General features: G+C 50.6%; 16 protein-coding genes. 2 read left to right on the top strand and 14 right to left on the bottom strand.

All coding sequences use genetic code 11. The features are described from left to right. Positions 1 to 163: 163 nt before the first annotated feature. From ACFFLD_RS03590 to ACFFLD_RS03575, 4 genes are all read right to left on the bottom strand, one after another. Positions 164 to 1,045, bottom strand: coding sequence for a flagellin N-terminal helical domain-containing protein (locus ACFFLD_RS03590; protein ID WP_386036627.1), 882 nt, complete (start codon positions 1,043 to 1,045; stop codon positions 164 to 166). Positions 1,046 to 1,336: 291 nt separating this feature from the next. After that, positions 1,337 to 2,218: a flagellin N-terminal helical domain-containing protein gene (locus ACFFLD_RS03585; RefSeq protein ID WP_386036630.1), complete on the bottom strand. Its 882-nt coding sequence runs from the start codon at positions 2,216 to 2,218 to the stop codon at positions 1,337 to 1,339. Between the two features lie 327 nt (positions 2,219 to 2,545). Then, positions 2,546 to 3,895: a flagellar filament capping protein FliD gene (gene fliD / locus ACFFLD_RS03580; RefSeq protein ID WP_386036633.1), complete on the bottom strand. Its 1,350-nt coding sequence runs from the start codon at positions 3,893 to 3,895 to the stop codon at positions 2,546 to 2,548. A gap of 153 nt (positions 3,896 to 4,048) precedes the next feature. Continuing rightward, positions 4,049 to 4,306 (bottom strand): hypothetical protein, encoded by a 258-nt coding sequence (locus ACFFLD_RS03575; RefSeq protein ID WP_386036636.1) that lies wholly within the window; start codon positions 4,304 to 4,306, stop codon positions 4,049 to 4,051. Between the two features lie 573 nt (positions 4,307 to 4,879). Here ACFFLD_RS03575 and ACFFLD_RS03570 point away from each other — a divergent pair. Together ACFFLD_RS03570 and ACFFLD_RS03565 are read left to right on the top strand one after the other, a co-directional pair. Next, a complete protein-coding gene (locus tag ACFFLD_RS03570; RefSeq protein WP_386036639.1) occupies positions 4,880 to 5,221 on the top strand; it encodes a hypothetical protein in 342 nt (113 codons plus the stop codon). Between the two features lie 493 nt (positions 5,222 to 5,714). Beyond that, positions 5,715 to 6,743: a serine hydrolase domain-containing protein gene (locus ACFFLD_RS03565; protein WP_386036641.1), complete on the top strand. Its 1,029-nt coding sequence runs from the start codon at positions 5,715 to 5,717 to the stop codon at positions 6,741 to 6,743. Positions 6,744 to 6,756: 13 nt separating this feature from the next. Here ACFFLD_RS03565 and ACFFLD_RS03560 read toward each other — a convergent pair whose 3' ends face one another. The 10 genes from ACFFLD_RS03560 to ACFFLD_RS03515 form a co-directional block, all read right to left on the bottom strand. Further along, on the bottom strand, positions 6,757 to 7,314 hold the full coding sequence (locus ACFFLD_RS03560) for a YqhA family protein (RefSeq protein WP_386036643.1): 558 nt from the start codon (positions 7,312 to 7,314) through the stop codon (positions 6,757 to 6,759). 110 nt (positions 7,315 to 7,424) lie between these two features. Continuing rightward, on the bottom strand, positions 7,425 to 8,018 hold the full coding sequence (locus tag ACFFLD_RS03555) for an exopolysaccharide biosynthesis protein (protein ID WP_386036646.1): 594 nt from the start codon (positions 8,016 to 8,018) through the stop codon (positions 7,425 to 7,427). After that, positions 8,011 to 8,475 carry a tellurite resistance TerB family protein gene (locus ACFFLD_RS03550; RefSeq protein ID WP_386036649.1) on the bottom strand — a complete coding sequence of 155 codons (465 nt, stop codon included), beginning with the start codon at positions 8,473 to 8,475 and terminating at the stop codon, positions 8,011 to 8,013. Before ACFFLD_RS03550 ends, ACFFLD_RS03555 begins: the two co-directional genes overlap by 8 nt. 35 nt (positions 8,476 to 8,510) lie before the next feature. Continuing rightward, positions 8,511 to 9,530, bottom strand: a complete 1,020-nt coding sequence (locus ACFFLD_RS03545; RefSeq protein WP_386036652.1) for a nucleoid-associated protein — start codon at positions 9,528 to 9,530, stop codon at positions 8,511 to 8,513. A 22-nt stretch (positions 9,531 to 9,552) separates the two neighbouring features. After that, positions 9,553 to 10,314, bottom strand: a complete 762-nt coding sequence (locus ACFFLD_RS03540; RefSeq protein ID WP_386036655.1) for an ABC transporter permease — start codon at positions 10,312 to 10,314, stop codon at positions 9,553 to 9,555. After that, the gene (locus tag ACFFLD_RS03535) at positions 10,311 to 11,246 is read right to left on the bottom strand and encodes an ABC transporter ATP-binding protein (protein WP_386036658.1); all 936 of its coding nucleotides are present in this window, start codon (positions 11,244 to 11,246) and stop codon (positions 10,311 to 10,313) included. The genes ACFFLD_RS03540 and ACFFLD_RS03535 overlap by 4 nt, the downstream gene beginning before the upstream one ends. A 50-nt stretch (positions 11,247 to 11,296) precedes the next feature. Then, positions 11,297 to 11,575: a peptidylprolyl isomerase gene (locus ACFFLD_RS03530; protein WP_386036660.1), complete on the bottom strand. Its 279-nt coding sequence runs from the start codon at positions 11,573 to 11,575 to the stop codon at positions 11,297 to 11,299. 70 nt (positions 11,576 to 11,645) lie between these two features. Beyond that, positions 11,646 to 12,719, bottom strand: a complete 1,074-nt coding sequence (locus ACFFLD_RS03525) for a serine hydrolase (protein ID WP_386036663.1) — start codon at positions 12,717 to 12,719, stop codon at positions 11,646 to 11,648. 66 nt (positions 12,720 to 12,785) lie between these two features. Beyond that, a complete protein-coding gene (locus ACFFLD_RS03520) occupies positions 12,786 to 13,895 on the bottom strand; it encodes a heparan-alpha-glucosaminide N-acetyltransferase domain-containing protein (RefSeq protein ID WP_386036666.1) in 1,110 nt (369 codons plus the stop codon). 295 nt (positions 13,896 to 14,190) lie between these two features. Continuing rightward, complete coding sequence (locus ACFFLD_RS03515; protein ID WP_386036669.1) at positions 14,191 to 14,583, bottom strand: hypothetical protein; 393 nt, start codon at positions 14,581 to 14,583, stop codon at positions 14,191 to 14,193. Positions 14,584 to 14,971 lie beyond the last annotated feature (388 nt).

Here is a 14,971-nt window from a genome sequence, read left to right as displayed (position 1 = left end):
GCAATGTGTCTAGCTTAACGTGTCCGCAGTAGCCGCAAAGGGAGGAATGCAGCTGTATTTACCTGGGTTTTCCCGCTATCAGCCTGTTCAAAGACGATAACAAACAAAAAACGAGGCCACTTGGCCCCGTTTTATTTTCTTTTGGTACATACCGGTTAGGGTATTAGCCCAGCAGAGACAATACAGACTGCGGCGTCTGGTTCGCCTGGGCCAGCATGGAAGTACCCGCCTGCTGAAGAATGTTGGCACGCGTCATGTTAGATACTTCTACCGCGTAGTCAGCGTCTTCAATACGTGAACGCGCTTCAGTCAGGTTGGTAGATGTCGTCGCCAAGTTATCAATGACTGAGTCGAAGCGGTTAAGCGTAGCACCCAAGGTTGCGCGGTTAGTGTCAAGTGTCTTAACAGCACTATCCACTGAATCGATCAGGCTTTGGAAGTTGACTTGTGCCGTACTACCACCGCTAGCAGTACCATCGGTAGAAATACCAGCTGTAAAGGTACTACCAGAGATACCGCCGCCGCTTAAACCAAGGCCTGTAACAGTCGCATCGATTGTGCTAACTGTAATAACGTCTTCTGATTCGGTATTAGCACCAACCTGAATCCTAAGAGTACCGCCCCCACTCACGTCAAGCAGATTGGTACCATTGAAATTGTTGCTGCCCGCAACGCGATCAATCTCTGATAAACGCTCGTTAATTTCAGTTTCAATGGCAGCACGGTCATCTGCAGTATTAGTGTCGTTAGCGCCCTGTACCGCCAGCTCACGAATACGCTGCAGGTTGTCGTTGATCTGATCAAGACCGCCTTCCATGGTCTGAACCAAAGAGATACCGTCGCTGGCGTTACGGCTAGCCTGGTCCATACCTTTAATTTGTGCCGACATTTTGTTGGCAATAGCCTGGCCAGCAGCATCGTCTGATGCGCTGTTAATGCGCAGACCAGAAGACAGACGCTCTTGCGCCTGGGCCAGCATCGACTGAGACTTGGACAGGTTGTTCTGGCCGATCAAGGCAGTAATGTTGGTATTGATAACTGACATGGGAGTGCTCCTCGATAATTGACTGGCCTGATGGCCTGCTTGGCGGCACTTTCGTTGCCGTTATTATAATTAACGGCAGGCCAGCCAATTTCTTTAAAGAAGAACGCTCTTTTTTTGTAAAATTGAGTAACGAAATTAGTTACTTTTTTATTTAACGCTAAGCATGTTTTTCTCATGCCCCAATAACCACTATAACTAGAAGCCGATTATCTCAATAGCTTTCTCAAACACAAAAAAACGGGGCCTACTGGCCCCGTCTTTACTTTCTTTTGGTACATACCGGTTAGGGTATTAGCCCAGCAGAGACAACACAGACTGCGGCGTCTGGTTCGCCTGGGCCAGCATGGAAGTACCCGCCTGCTGCAGAATGTTGGCACGCGTCATGTTAGACACTTCTACCGCGTAGTCAGCGTCTTCAATACGTGAACGCGCTTCGGTCAAGTTGGTAGATGTCGTCGCCAAGTTATCAATGACTGAGTCGAAGCGGTTAAGCGTAGCACCCAAGGTTGCGCGGTTAGTGTCAAGTGTCTTAACAGCACTATCCACTGAATCGATCAGGCTTTGGAAGTTGACTTGTGCCGTACTACCACCGCTAGCAGTACCATCGGTAGAAATACCAGCTGTAAAGGTACTACCGGACATACCGCCGCCACTTAAACCAAGACCTGTAACAGTCGCATTAATTGTGCTAACTGTAATTACGTCTTCTGATTCGGTATTAGCACCAACCTGGATCCTAAGAGTACCGCCTCCACTAACATCAAGCAGATTGGTACCATTGAAATTGTTGCTGCCCGCAACGCGATCAATCTCTGATAAACGCTCGTTAATTTCAGTTTCAATGGCAGTACGATCATCTGCAGTATTAGTGTCGTTAGCGCCTTGTACCGCCAGTTCACGAATACGCTGCAGGTTGTCATTGATTTGATCAAGACCACCTTCCATGGTCTGAACCAAAGAGATACCGTCGCTGGCGTTACGGCTAGCCTGGTCCATACCTTTAATTTGTGCCGACATTTTGTTGGCAATAGCCTGGCCAGCAGCATCGTCTGATGCGCTGTTAATGCGCAGACCAGAAGACAGGCGCTCTTGCGCCTGGGCCAGCATCGACTGAGACTTGGACAGGTTGTTCTGGCCGATCAGGGCAGTAATGTTGGTATTGATAACTGACATGGAAGTGCTCCTCGAAAATTGACTGGCCTACTGGCCTGCTTTGCGGCACTTGCGTTGCCGTTATTATAATTAACGGCAGCGCAGCCAACTTCTTTAGAAAAAATTGCTCTTTTTTTGTAAAGTGCTGTAACTTATCTAATTACTCTTCCAATCAACACAGTACTTCACGAAACTCAAACACTGGACGTAACAACCACATGTTAGCCGTCGTAGCCACCGTCTTAAATACAAAAAACGGGGCCAATTGGCCCCGATATATATTTCTTTTGTAGAATTACCAGACAAGAGTTTAGCCCGAGGTTATGTAGCGATAAGCAGCGATAAACATTAGCTTTTCTGCATAGAACTCAGCATATCGAACTGTTGGCCCAGGTAGTTGCTCATAGAGTTCATCTGCGCGATCAAGCCATCTAGCCCAGCAAACTGCTTACGGTAACGCTCAGTGCTTCGCTCTATACTAGCCTCCATGCGAAGTTTACGTTGATCCAAGCTATCAACGCGCAGTTCAGCGCTATTCACTGAGCTCTGAATGATGCCACTCTCCGACGTTATTTCTTCAAGCGTTGCATTTAACTTACCTGCAAAACCGCCTTCTTTAGTGTCACCTGCAAAAAAGCTAGACAGCCCCTCAGGATTGGTGACTATAGCCTCATCAAGCTTAGCCTCGTCAACTTTTAGGCGTCCTTTCTCATCAATGGCAATTCCCATCTGAGCAAGCCGCGATATATCACCAGTGCCAAAACTACCCGTTACATCCTGGCGGAGACGATTTTCTATGGTACGAACGGTGCGGTCGCCCACTAGCTCGCCCGAGGTTTCACCCTCTCCGTTATAGGCAGTCATACGCCCAACGGTAGATTTCATTTCGTTGTAATTACTAACGAATGCGTTAATGGCCTCTTTCAGTGAGCCTTCATCACGTTCAATCACAAGCGTAGCAGGCGTTTCTGAAACGGCGGTAAGGTCCAAGGTTACCCCTTGAATAGCCCCTTCAACCTTGTTGGTTTTGCTGGTAATAGCAATACCATTGACGTTCAGCTTAGCATCCTGGCCCGCGCGTAGCGTTGCCGCATCCATCGTCAGCGATGCTAGACCCGTGAAACCAGTGAGGGAAGCCTCTTCACCCGTTTCTTTGGAACTCAGCGCTAAGCGATACCCTGTGCCATCATTAACGAGGGAAGCGGTGACGCCTGCTTCTTTATCTGCATTGATTTGATCACGGACTTCAGCAAGCGTACTGCCTGCTGCAATATTGACGTCGTAGTTGGTTTGCGTTGTGCCAGCGCCAAAGTTAAGCGTTAGCGTTGCATCGGCTGCTGTTAATTCTTGATCTAGTGCCACGCTATTGGAAGCAGCGCTGCCTGCGCGGGCCAATTGCGAGACGGTCACTTCATAGCGACCTGCATTAGCGGTTTCGCCAGCGATCGCTAAAACGCCGTCGCCCGTCACCGTGCTTTTTTGCTTATTGAACGTAGCTGGGTCATTTAGCTTAGCGACAGAGGTTTGCACCCTATCCATTGCTGACTCGAGGCGTCCATAAGCAGAAATTTTGGTTTTTTGAGCGCTCTGCTGCTCCAAAATGGGTACAAGCTTTTGGCGTTCGGCCGCTTTAAGCTGGTCCACCAAACCTGCGAGGTCCAGTCCAGAACCTACACCAAGTGCAGAAATCGATGCCATGAGGATCAGTCCTTTATAAGTAGATGATAGAGGTATCTAAGTAGCTTATCGGCTGTTTAGGTGTAAACTTTAGCGGCTTCGCTATTCAACCTTTCGTTAACAAAACAACACACCTCTGTGGCTGAGCATTTCATAAATCGTTAATTTAGCTAATTATCTCTTATCTTGCTGTACCAGCACTAAGAACTGTTCAGCAAGATAAGCGCTCGTCTGGTTCATTTGTACCACCATGACATCCATTGCTGAAAGTTGCGCACGATAACACTCATTGATTTTATCGACACGGCATTCAGTGGTGGTGAAACGCTCGCCTAATGTTCCGCCCTGTCTGTCAGTAGAGCTAACAACCCTTTCTAAACGCCCACCAGCTTCGACAAAATCTTCAACCGACGATGCAATTTTTTCTGCCATACCGCCCTCTTCGCTGTTCCCTGCAAACACTGGCTACCTGATCCGGATATCTAAGCATACTGAAGACGAGTACAAAAAACCTTGACCTGCTCTCATGTCGCCTCGTTATCTTGCTAAACCCTTACTGTACTTATAATGCTCACGTCTACAAGGCTCAACATCAGTCCGATTTACTCTCGAATTAAAAAACACAGAGAAGCATAGCTTTATATAAATACCTTAACCAAAGACCGATGTGAATTATAATTCAGCTAATAAGCCCTTTTTTGCGTATTAAAAAGTTTCAATAAGTAACAAAACGTAGTAGCAAAACATTTTAAAAATTGAATATTAAAATCCAACGCTATTGTGTACAGGTTAGGCTAAATTGTTTTTCATTTTGATGAATATTATTGATAGTTAGCCAAGTAAGTACTTTACCCTCTTCCCAATGCCTACTACAAAAAGCTCAATTGCCAGCACAAGACAACGGTCATTAGGCGCAGTTAGTTATAGACCTTGGTCTAACGCCTCAAGTCCCTTATAATGCGCTGCAACAAGCCCACCTTGGTGCTGACTGCAGGAGAACGTTAGATGCCTCCCGAGCTGATTGAAGAACGGCCTATTATTTCCCCTTCCGGGATGTCGCCTGCTGCGAACGTTCAGCGTAGTCTGCGCCGTTGCTTATCGATTGCCGCTGAACTGCTTTACGACCATGGCCATGTGCTAGAAACCATTACCCTGCCTCAGCGTGGATTAGCCCGCCGTGAGCTGTTAGCGCTTAATGCACAAGCGCCTATGTGGGGCACCTGCCAGCAAGTGATGGAAACCAGTGACGCCGCTATCTTTAATGAGCATGACCGCTTTGTACTGACGGGTCTTGGGCGCGAAATAATGTTTGATATGTTTGGCCAGGGGGCTGCTGATTGCGCCTAGGTAGCTTAAGCGCTTAACAGAGTATTAGGTGCTTGACAGAGTTTTAGCTGCTTGACAGGAGATTACCTGTGCCCATGAAAAAGCCGCTCACTGATGAAAGCGGCGGCTTTTAATTAATGATCTAGCGACTAATGCTACTGGGCTGGTGCTACTGGGCTGGGCTTTTGACACCGAGCTTATTCACATTGAGTTTTATCGCAATTAGCGTAGGCCAAGCAGCGATAAGATGAACAGCACAACCACGATAAGACCAATAATGTAGATAATATTACGCATAGGGCACTCCTTGCTTATTGCGTTTCAGTGAAAATCAAAGGGTTGCTTACCCTTGAACTAACACCCCCATCCTAGCAGGCTTTTTCTCCTTTTGCGTAATCCATCTGCATTGTGCTCATAAAATAGAATGAATGGAGGTAACTCCTACCGTTGATTGAGGAACCGAAACAGCTAGGCAACCCTCCAACTAGACACCAGTTATTCATTCGGGGTTGCAATGCGTTCTATTATTTTACCGATCTCCTACACGATTATTGCCCTGTTCCACATCACCACGGCATCCGCTGAGCCGCCCTCTACAAGCGCATTGCAAGCCCTTGATCAGCAGACTCATGAACTTGACCGGGTACATAGCGTGGTGGTGGCGTACAACGGCGATATTGTTCATGAGTTGCACCAGGGTGGGCCTGGCGTGGCGGCGCCTGCCAACATCAAGTCATTATCGAAAACCGTGCTGGCCGCGATTACCGGTGCGGCCATAGAAGCCGACATTATTGAGTCTGTTGATCAGCCAATAATCGAGCTTTTTGGTGACCATCTCCCCAGCGGCACCGACCCACAAGTAAGCGAGATCACGGTGGGGCATCTGCTCTCTCAGCAAGCCGGACTAGAACGCACATCCGGTAGCAACTATGGCGCTTGGGTAGCCAGCGCCAACTGGGTCGAAGATGCCATTACGCGCCCTTTCGTGGATCAGCCAGGCGGCCAGATGCTCTATTCAACCGGCACTAGCCACTTACTTTCCGCTGCCCTTACCCATGCTAGCGGCGAGACGACTCATACCCTGGCTCAGCGTTTATTAGCCGAGCCACTCAATATTCATATTAGGCCCTGGCTACGCGACCCGCAGGGTATCTATTTTGGCGGTAACGATATGCAGCTATCGCCAAGAGCATTAATCGAGGTAGGGGAGTTATACCGCAATGATGGCGTCGTAGTTGATGAGAACGGCGAGACTCAGCGCGTGCTGCCCGAAGGATGGGTAGCAGCGTCATGGCAGCCGCGTGGTACGTCGCGCTGGACCGGCGATGGCTATGGCTTCGGTTGGTTTATTACGCGATTGGCGGGAGAAGATGTTTACTATGGGCGTGGTTACGGCGGCCAAGCGCTTTACGTTATTCCTGCACGAGGCATGACGATTGTGGTCACCTCTGACCCTACCCCACCCTCGCCGGGCGGGCAGTTTCAGCAGCAGTTGAATCAACTGGTAGTGGGTTTATTGACCCACGATAAGGAAACACCCTGAGGCAAAAAAGCTCCTATTCCCCTTTGTGCCCTAGGCTCATCAGGTAGAGGGCTGCCGCCAATGCCAACACCGAGAGGGCTAAATAGATGGCATCCAGGGGTGTGGCAAAGCGGATATCCACCACCGCGCGAAAAAACTCGATGATGACCGCAAGAATGACCACGCGGGCGATTTTGTCTTTTAACTGGTCAAGGGAGGCGACATTAAACGGATGGCGCGGATAGCGGACTTCCGCCTGATCAATACGAGATACAAACAGTCGGTAGACGCCTAAGCCAAATATCAACAAAACGATGGCAATCAGATAGATGTCGACCGCAATAATAATATCGGGGACCAACGTATCGTGGATATTCTGGGCGCTACCCAATACGTAGTAACGCATAACATCGGCAACGACCTTTAAAATATCCATGGTACCGACAATAAATAGCATGAGCGACCCCAGCAGGCTGGGCACCACTGCCAACATGACTAAAAAACGCGAGTTCCAAAGCGCCGTTTCTATACGCCGTTCCCAGCGGCTTTGGTCTTGCGGCGTTTTAGGCGGCGGCGCTGATGTATCTGACATGTTTGTTTCCTTATCTTTGCTTACTAACTCTTGCTTATCTACTGTTACTTACCGATTTTTGCTTATCGACCTGTGCTTACCGTTTTTGATTACCGTTTTTTGCTTACCGACTACACTAGGTTCATTACAACGATGGCACAGGTGGCGCCAAACAGGCTAAAACCCAACAGTAGCGCGACACCATCACGAGCCACCAAGCCCAAGCCCAGCAGCGTCAGAGCAAGCCCAGCACCGTTGGCCGAAAAGGGAATAAATTCCATTGGAGGCATGGCCAGGGCAATCAATAAACACACCACCGCCGTTACTCGAATACCGATATAACCCGTTAGCCACGGTAACCGCGCGCGCAACAACCGATCCACCCAGCGGGCGGGCTTTTTTATATAATAAAGCCCCTTATCAAAGGTCTGCCGCGAAATTGACCGCTTTAACAACCAGTTAGGTAGCCAAAGCGCTTTACAACCCGCGAGCAACTGGACAGACACAAGCAGTACCAGAATAGCCATGAGGGTTGGCACGCCGGGTATATCGCCGATAATGGGGGTCAGCGTAATCAGACCCGCCACCAACAACAGCGGTCCAAACGAACGCCGTCCTACGGCATTAACCACATCATCAACGCTGATCCGCGAAGCGTCCTGCTCCATGTTCTCTATTGAGTCAATTAAGTCCATTAAATCGGATTCTTCATTGCGATTACGCATTGCCTTTATTGCGCTCCTCAGTGAGCAATTTGGTGCGGATAAAATCGCTGTGGCTAACATGTAACAAATCGGCCAAGCGGCGGATACGGTGCTCTTCTAACGGGTCAATGCTGCCGTCAGCCCAAGCCAGCTGCCACATCAGCGCGACCAATTCACAGCGCTGATCATAGTCATAGTGCTCTTTAACAAGGCTTACAAATTGGTAGTGGTCAACAGCTTCATCCACTTCCGCCTGGGCCAAGCTCATTAATGCGTCGACATCGTCAGGGTGCAACTGATAGCGCTTTACCAGCATGCTACGTAATAGGGCGAGCTCTTCGTCGGTCGTATCGTAGTCGGCACGAATAACTTCACATAGCAAGGCGGCGGTGGCCAATTCAAGCGTCAGCGTTTGGTTATCTCGCTGCTCGGGTTGCGCCAGGGTGCGCTGAAAAAAATCACTAATGGCGTCCAGCATGGGTACCTCCTTGGTCACGTCGGCGTCGATTGGCCTTAATCCTGTTTGGTGAGCTGCTCTCTCAACTGTTTAGGTACTTGCTTGATAATCAGGCGATCCTGGGCAGCGTCATATTCGATACTGGACCCTAGCAAATGGGAGTCAAAACTAATCGAGACACCGCCTGCACGTCCGGTGAAACGTCGGAACTGGCTCAGCGTGCGCTTATCCGGCGGAATTTCCGGCGAGAGGCCGTAATCCGCATTACGAATATGTTCATAAAACGCTTTCGGCTGCTGCTCGTTTACCAAGCCGGAAAGCTCTTCTAGCGTCATTGGCTCGCCGCGGCGCAGCTGTTCATTGGCGTAATCCACCAGCGTATCGGTCTTTTCGCGACTCACTTCCTCATCGAAGTCTTCACTCTCAACATAGTCGCTAAACGCTTTCAGTAACGTGCGGGTTTCTGCCGGGGCATCCACGCCTTCTTCCATACCCAGTAGCGCCACCAGCCCTTCAGCAAGTTTTTTACCGCCGCGATCTTTTAGAAACGAGACATATTGCGCATTCGGTGCCTCGCTCTGCCACTGGGTGAGATTAATGCGCGCAGCCAGGGTGAGCTGACTGGTATTGAGCTGAGCGGCGGGCACTGCGTGATGATCACGATCGATACCGATGCCTTCACGCTGGTGCACCAAGGCGATCAGCAACGTTTCGGTATCGCCCTGACGCTGGTGACTGACGACCAAGTAACCACTCACTGACAGCTGCTCTTGAAGCTGCTTGGTAAGCCGCTCTGCTAACTCAACCGATAGCTCATAAAAACGTTTGTCGCCTGCTAGGTAATCTCGTAACCAAACGGCAAGCGGCCCCGCGTGTTCGCCTTCTTCGGCAAAACGTCCCCAACCTTTGGGCTTGGTGTTATAGGTGTCGTTAAGTGCGCCCACCAAACTCGTCATCACCGCGTCATCGCTGGGAGCTTGTCCCTGTTCAGAGGACTGTGGCGCGGCAGTAAGGGTTAAGCGCTCACCGTCGAGCGTGGGGTCAAGACGGTGCACCATACTTTGCAGTAGCGGCATAAATGAGTACTAGTATCCGTAGTCAGGGTTTAAGTCGGTAGCCAGTGCGGAAAATCCAGCCGATCATGGCTAGGCAAGCAACCAGAAATAGCGTAATCATGCCAACGCTCGCCGCTAAACTGACATCGCTGATACCGTAAAAACTCCAGCGAAAGCCGCTCACCAGATACACCACCGGGTTCGCCAGAGTGACGGTTTGCCAAAATGGCGGCAACATATCAATCGCGTAGAAGCTGCCGCCAAGAAAGGTCAGCGGGGTAATCACTAAAAGCGGCACTAGCTGCAGCCGGTCAAATCCATCGGCCCAGATGCCAATAATAAATCCGAGCAGGCTAAAAGTGACGGCGGTCAGCACCAAGAAGAACAGCATCCAAAACGGATGGGCAATCTCCAACGGTACGAAAAAGTTGGAAGTCGCCAGAATAATCAGGCCGAGCAGAATCGATTTCGAGGCCGCTGCGCCTACATAGCCAATCACTATTTCCAAATGCGAGATAGGCGCGGACAGCAGCTCGTAAATGCTTCCGGAAAACTTAGGAAAGAAGATGCCAAACGAGGCGTTGGATACGCTTTGCGTCAATAGCATCAGCATAATCAGCCCTGGCACGATAAAAGCTCCATAGCTAACGCCATTGACCTCGCTGATGCGCGACCCAATCGCTGCCCCGAACACCACAAAATAGAGCGATGTTGAGATGACGGGTGAAACAATGCTCTGCAACAGCGTACGGCGTGTACGGGCCATTTCCGCCATATAAATGGCGCGAACGGGATGAAGGTTCATGCGCGCTCCTTAACCAGATCGACAAAAATATCCTCAAGCGAGCTTTGCCTTGTATTCAGGTCTTTAAAGGTAACCCCTTCCCGTTCAAGCGCGGTTAACAGCTCGGAAATCGCATGGCTATCCTCTTCCTGGCTGCCGTCATAGGTGTAAATCAGTTCATTCCCATCCGCCGCCAGCCCTAATTCAAAGCGTTGCAAATTGGCAGGGATCTCGGTTAACGGGCTGTGCAGGTTAAGCATGAGTTGCTTACTGCCCAATTTACTCATCAACGCGGCTTTCTCTTCCACCAGTACCAGCTCACCACGATTAATCACCCCAATGCGGTCGGCCATCTCTTCGGCCTCTTCGATATAGTGAGTGGTCAAGATGATCGTCACCCCGTTATCGCGCAGTTGGCGCACCACGTCCCACATATCACGGCGCAGTTCTACGTCGACCCCGGCGGTGGGTTCATCCAGAAACAGAATGCGCGGCTCGTGAGACAGCGCTTTGGCGATCAGCACGCGGCGCTTCATGCCGCCCGAGAGCGTCATTAAGCGGTTGTTGCGCTTATCCCAAAGCGCTAATGACTTGAGCACGGCTTCAATATGCGCAGGATTAGGTGGTTTACCGAACAGACCGCGACTAAAACTCACCGTGTTCCAGACGGTTTCAAACGCTTCGTTGGTTAGCTCTTGCGGCACCAGCCCAATGCGCTCACGGGCTTGGCGATAATGGCTAACGGTGTCAAAACCGTCGACCAGAACCTGACCCGCAGTTGGGTTGACCAAGCCACATACGATGCTGATCAAGGTGGTTTTGCCCGCCCCGTTGGGGCCAAGCAAGGCAAAAATTTCACCACGTTGAATCGTAAGATCAATATGCGTTAACGCCTGAAAGCCACCCACGTAGGTTTTATTCAGACCGTTAATAGAAATAATCGGGTCGTTCAAGATGTACTCCTCACGCCGCGGCCTAACGACCGCGACGCTTCGAGGCGAAATTAAGTGCGGCTGGTGATTTCCAACAGGTGGTAGCCAAACTGCGTTTGCACCGGACCGTGTACTTGGCCTAGCTCACCACTGAAAACAACCTTATCGAACTCGGGTACCATTTGACCTGGGCCAAAGCTGCCGAGGTCGCCGCCTTGTCGGCTGGAGGGGCAACTGGAGTGTTCTTTGGCTACTTCAGCAAAGTCACGACCGTTTTCGATTTCCTGCTTGAGTGCTTGGCACTGCTCTTCACTACTTACCAAGATGTGGCGGGCGCTGGCGCGTGTCATACGTTACTCCTGACTGAATTGATAAATGAGGCTATGTCTCGGTGTTCCACCTCAAAAGGGGAGCATTAGTTTACCACGGCTTCCCTAGGGCACCGCTATAGCGCAAGGCCTCGCCTACGCTTGCCAACACCCGCTCGTGAGCACTCACTGCTGCGGGGCCGCGAGCGCAGCTAACGATCACCCAAGGCCCATCGGTTGCTGCCTCTGCGTTGGCACGCTCTGCAATACCTGCGTCACAACTTCGCCGTTGCTGGGTGCCGGTTTTATGGGCGAAGCTTACTCCGCTGCCCATCCCCGCCTTGAGACGCTGTTGTCCCGAACGGGTTCGCTGCATCATGCCTAGCAACCACTCGCGCTGATCGGCCGCTAAATTGCCCGCGCTGTGATCACTTTGCTGAACATCAAACAGGCTCGCCAATAGATCACCGTAAGCGCTGAGCGTTCCGACGTTCTCGCCGGTAGCCTCATAGGCATCAAACGCGTGGTCATAATCGGGCTGGGTGAACGATTCAGTGCTAACGCCGAGTGTGCGGGCTAATGCACGCCCACGCTGACTCACCGGGTGCTGGCGCAGGGCGATAAAGTCCATACCGCCGAGCTGGCGTGCGGCGGGATGCAGCTCGGCGTAAACTCCTTGGCGTACACCGATCAGTTTCGATATGTGACCGATCTCATCTGGATTACCTCCACTGGCGGCTATCATCAAACGGGCGCGTTGGTTAACCGCCGCCAACCCCACGCGATCAATCAACATATCGGTGGCGGTGTTATCGCTGACGGTAATCATTTGCTCCATTAAGTAGCCAATCGAGATAGGCGTTCCAGGATCGTGCCAGTTGGTGGGCCCTGCGCCATCCACAAAATCACTACGCGAAAGCGTTAAGCGCTCCTCAAGCGCCAAGGTGCCCGCCTGACGTTCAGCCAGCACTTGAGCGGCTACCGGCACCTTAATTAACGAGGCTAGATACCAAGGCTCATCGGCACGCCAGGAGTAGGCTTCACCCGTGGCAAGATTTTGTACATACACGCCCAACGTGCCTTCAAAAACGCCCTCAATGGCTGTTAGGCGCGCGGCTAAATCGCCCTGCCAAGGGCTACGCTTATCGACTTCGTAGTACCAATCCGCATGAGCGGGTAAGGCCATACATAGCACCAATGCTACTAGCGTTCGCTGTATCCACTGTCGCAATACATACCCCCCACGTTGATGTTAACGATGAGTACTTATCCAGCGTGTTATCCAAATCCACACCGCAGCGCCCAGTATTAACAGCCCGCCCACGCCTAGCGCCTGTGGATAGCTATACATTCCTTCGCCTTCCCACAAAAAGCGCAGCACCAAAAAAATCATCACAATATGGAAGATAAACGCTTTGAGCGCATCGCTACCGACCATGGCCAGCGGTAAAAGTGCCTTGGCTGCCACCTTACCGCCAGCCAGCGCCAAGGCAAGCAGTACCAGAGCGCCTCCTAAACTAAACAACATAAACGACAGCCCCGGCGGATGTTTGCCTACGTTATTAGCCACGGCAAGCATCGCTGCGTCTACATCCCCCTCTGCAAAGGCAAGGCCATAAAATCCAGCGACCATCAGCACGCCCAACCCCAGCAGAGTGAGCACTAAGCGGCGGCGTGCAGTCGGCTCAAAATAGCACCGTAACAGTGCTTCACCGATTAACAGGCCAACCAAAATCAACGGCGCACGGCTAATCTGCCCCCAGGTGTAGTGATCTTTATGGTCCACCAATAGCGCTTTCAAAATGTCGTTGCCACCAAAGGATAGGCTTTGCAGCCACACGGTCAGCGCCACTAGCACACTAATGGTGGCCAGGCGGCTCCACAGCGGCGCTCGCGCCCATAGCGGGAGCATCAGCGGCACCCAAAGTAGCGCAATAGCATAGAAGCCCAAGATCTCGACCCAAATAGCGAAACGCCCATAAAGCAAGGCATCGACGATGTCGCTTGGAGGATAAAACGGCAGCATTTCAATAATGAGTAACGCTTTGTACCAAAACCACACCTCAATGGCGCGCAGCCATAATTTTAAGCGACGTTTGGGCCAGTCATCGCTCTGAGTGTGGGAAAGAAAGGCTACCGCCAGCGCGATGCCAAACACCATAATGAACAGCGAAGAGGAGAATTTGGTCAGAAAATGAACAGGCACCATCCCCCACTCGGGCACGTTGCGAATCCCCACCAACCCACTCACTGAATGGCTGATAATCATCAGACCGATCGCGATGCCACGGGCTAAATCAATCGCCTCGATACGGTCTTCCGCTCTAGGCAATTGGGGTATTTCTGTCCATTTCAGTGGCATCGAGACATCCTAGTAGAGGGCAATCATCAAATCATTACCCAAATCGATGCGTTACACCACTTTAGGGCTCGCTTTATCCCCTACCAGCATTCCCCTTGGAGGTAACATTATGGCTGACCTAAAACGCAAAATGCCCCGCCATGGCGGGGCATTTGAGGCGCATCATTTGTAATTGAGGAATTATTCGGATTAGCCAAATAACATACCAGCAAATAACTGTCTGAATCTTGTTTAGATATTACCTAAAAAGTTCTAACCGTTATTGCTTAATTCCCCCAAAACTTCTGATAACGGCTTACTCTTCTTCATCATCTTCATCAAGATCTGGCTGACCACGAGTACCCGTGTCTAGACCATTTTGAGCACCAGTGCCGGGAATACCTACTTCGCCTTCACCTGCACCTTCGTTGGAAATATCTTTACCTTGGCCTTCGTCTAGTGCAGATTGCTGACGGGTTCCAGTTTTAGGATCATCAACATCGTGACCCATTGTAGGGTCTTGGCTTGCACCATCTGCTGAGTGAGAAGAGTCCATTGAAGTATTGCCGCCCTCAATATCGGTTTCCTGAGTAGTACCGATTTTGGGCTCTTCGTCATTATTAACCTGAGCAAAGGCTAATGGGCTGGACATCAAAGCAAATGAGACGCCTAGAATACCTAGTTTTTTGAAAGATTCCTTCTTCATCATGATAACTTCTCCTATTTAGCTTCGCTTGCGGGTAAGACAATCAGTCTTACTCTGCTTGTACAGAAATTACACTAGTAGATGATTTTGTATCGGTCAAGCATTACTAGTGAGCAACCTCAAAATTTCTACATCTGTAACAGTTGTAATAATACGACTGTTATAAGTAGGACTAACACTCATGATAATAGTTCATTTTGGTTCATCTCCCAGTGAGATAACCGTTCTTTTAAGCCAAGATGCCCGGCTACTATTAGCCAGTCAGAGCGGCCCCATCAGTTAATGCGAATGGCGCGGCACATCGGATCCACGGCAACCGACCAGAAAGTCGAAATCACAGCCTTCGTCCGCCTGAAGTACCCGCTCGATATACAGCTGACGATAGCCGCCC

It is taken from the genome of Vreelandella sulfidaeris, assembly GCF_042429665.1.
Taxonomy (GTDB): domain Bacteria; phylum Pseudomonadota; class Gammaproteobacteria; order Pseudomonadales; family Halomonadaceae; genus Vreelandella.
This window is presented reverse-complemented; position numbering and strand designations above follow the sequence as displayed.

What these genes read in the sequence shown, in the direction of transcription:
- ACFFLD_RS03590 (WP_386036627.1), bottom strand. Translation starts at nt 1,045, where the DNA reads ATGTCAGTTATCAATACCAACATTACTGCCTTGATCGGCCAGAACAAC.
- ACFFLD_RS03585 (WP_386036630.1), bottom strand. Translation starts at nt 2,218, where the DNA reads ATGTCAGTTATCAATACCAACATTACTGCCCTGATCGGCCAGAACAAC.
- fliD (WP_386036633.1), bottom strand. Translation starts at nt 3,895, where the DNA reads ATGGCATCGATTTCTGCACTTGGTGTAGGTTCTGGACTGGACCTCGCA.
- ACFFLD_RS03575 (WP_386036636.1), bottom strand. Translation starts at nt 4,306, where the DNA reads ATGGCAGAAAAAATTGCATCGTCGGTTGAAGATTTTGTCGAAGCTGGT.
- ACFFLD_RS03570 (WP_386036639.1), top strand. Translation starts at nt 4,880, where the DNA reads ATGCCTCCCGAGCTGATTGAAGAACGGCCTATTATTTCCCCTTCCGGG.
- ACFFLD_RS03565 (WP_386036641.1), top strand. Translation starts at nt 5,715, where the DNA reads ATGCGTTCTATTATTTTACCGATCTCCTACACGATTATTGCCCTGTTC.
- ACFFLD_RS03560 (WP_386036643.1), bottom strand. Translation starts at nt 7,314, where the DNA reads ATGTCAGATACATCAGCGCCGCCGCCTAAAACGCCGCAAGACCAAAGC.
- ACFFLD_RS03555 (WP_386036646.1), bottom strand. Translation starts at nt 8,018, where the DNA reads ATGCGTAATCGCAATGAAGAATCCGATTTAATGGACTTAATTGACTCA.
- ACFFLD_RS03550 (WP_386036649.1), bottom strand. Translation starts at nt 8,475, where the DNA reads ATGCTGGACGCCATTAGTGATTTTTTTCAGCGCACCCTGGCGCAACCC.
- ACFFLD_RS03545 (WP_386036652.1), bottom strand. Translation starts at nt 9,530, where the DNA reads ATGCCGCTACTGCAAAGTATGGTGCACCGTCTTGACCCCACGCTCGAC.
- ACFFLD_RS03540 (WP_386036655.1), bottom strand. Translation starts at nt 10,314, where the DNA reads ATGAACCTTCATCCCGTTCGCGCCATTTATATGGCGGAAATGGCCCGT.
- ACFFLD_RS03530 (WP_386036660.1), bottom strand. Translation starts at nt 11,575, where the DNA reads ATGACACGCGCCAGCGCCCGCCACATCTTGGTAAGTAGTGAAGAGCAG.
- ACFFLD_RS03525 (WP_386036663.1), bottom strand. Translation starts at nt 12,719, where the DNA reads ATGGCCTTACCCGCTCATGCGGATTGGTACTACGAAGTCGATAAGCGT.
- ACFFLD_RS03520 (WP_386036666.1), bottom strand. Translation starts at nt 13,895, where the DNA reads ATGCCACTGAAATGGACAGAAATACCCCAATTGCCTAGAGCGGAAGAC.
- ACFFLD_RS03515 (WP_386036669.1), bottom strand. Translation starts at nt 14,583, where the DNA reads ATGATGAAGAAGGAATCTTTCAAAAAACTAGGTATTCTAGGCGTCTCA.